The organism is Paraburkholderia elongata (assembly GCF_013177735.1).
GTDB lineage: Bacteria > Pseudomonadota > Gammaproteobacteria > Burkholderiales > Burkholderiaceae > Paraburkholderia > Paraburkholderia elongata.
Genome location: NZ_WOEZ01000340.1, coordinates 1 through 1,263, shown reverse-complemented (window position 1 = coordinate 1,263; position 1,263 = coordinate 1). Strand labels below are relative to the sequence as shown.

1 protein-coding gene is annotated in these 1,263 nt (G+C 64.2%); it reads right to left on the bottom strand.

Annotation, left to right across the window (positions count from 1 at the left end):
- Positions 1–247: 247 nt before the first annotated feature.
- On the bottom strand, positions 248–1,263 hold a 1,016-nt coding region (locus tag GNZ13_RS51025), incomplete at its 5' end, for an IS110 family RNA-guided transposase (protein WP_172179036.1).

Here is a 1,263-nt window from a genome sequence, read left to right as displayed (position 1 = left end):
AATCCTCCATATCAAGCGAGAGCAGCAGTGAGGTCGGGGTGCCTGAAGTCCGGACAATTGACCGGACCAACTTCTATCCGTGCCGGCCACCAGACCGGTCACCACATACCGCATGCGCAAGGCGCAGGAACCACCCCATTACGGACGCGCCCCATCTAAAACTACGGTTACCTCCTAGGGTAACCCGCTGCTTACTGTCCGGGCGCGCCGAACCTTCAGACGCTGTTGCCGCTCGACGTTCGTTTGCTCAGTTCGCCAGCACCTTCCTGGCAGGTGACTTGAGGGTTGCCCCGAGGGGAATCTCGCCGAACTCCAGATAGCGCCATAGCGCGACCGCGAGACGTCTCGCAAGCGCCACAATGCCGATGCGTCGCACACGCTTGCCGCCGCCGGCAAAGCGCTCGTTGAACCAGTGGCTTAGCTGGCTGCTGCGCTGGAAGCGCAACCAGCTCCACGCCAGCTCCACCATCAGCCATCGGGCTCGCTTGTTGCCGATCTTGCTGATGCCCTGCTCAACTTCACTCGTGCCGCTGGCATAGGGCGTCGGGGCCAGGCCCAGGCAGGCGGCCACTTCGAGGCGGTTGTGAAACTCTCGCCAGCCGAACAGTTCCCTGACCAGGACCCAGGCACTGCCGGTTCCGATACCCGCGAGGTGCGCGAGCCGCGCAATTGCGGGTTGCGCACCGCTACGCACCTCGTGCTGCTGCTGTGCCTCGAGCGCCCTGATCTGCCTGGCAGCGAGCGAAAGCCGCTCACATTCGCGCTCGATCTCAGCGCGCAAGCCCGGCAACAATCGGGCGGCGTTTTGCGCCCACCAGTGTGTCCACGCGCGCCCACCGATGCGCTCGACTCGCAGGTTGTGGAGTATCAGCAGCGAGCGGATCCGGTTGCTGTGGGCGGTACGCTCCTGCCGCAGGCGACCGAGTTCACGGTGTACTCGCCGCTCATCTTCCTGTTCGCGAGTAGGGATGCGCGCGACCGCCCACACCCGGCGTTCACCACCGTAGTAGCGCATCAGCATGGACAGCAGCTTGTCGCTGTCAAGACGGTCGGTCTTGGCGCGACGTCTGCGCCGGTTCACCTCGATACTGGCAGAATCCACCACGAGGTTCGTGATCTGATGTTCTTCCAGGCAGCGGTGCAGCCAGAAGCCGTCACGCCCGGCTTCATAACAGCTGCACACCGGAGCATCGGCGGCCAGATGACAGCGCGCCTTGGCCTTCGCAATCGCCGTGAAGACTGCGGCCGTATCGCCGGCGGCCA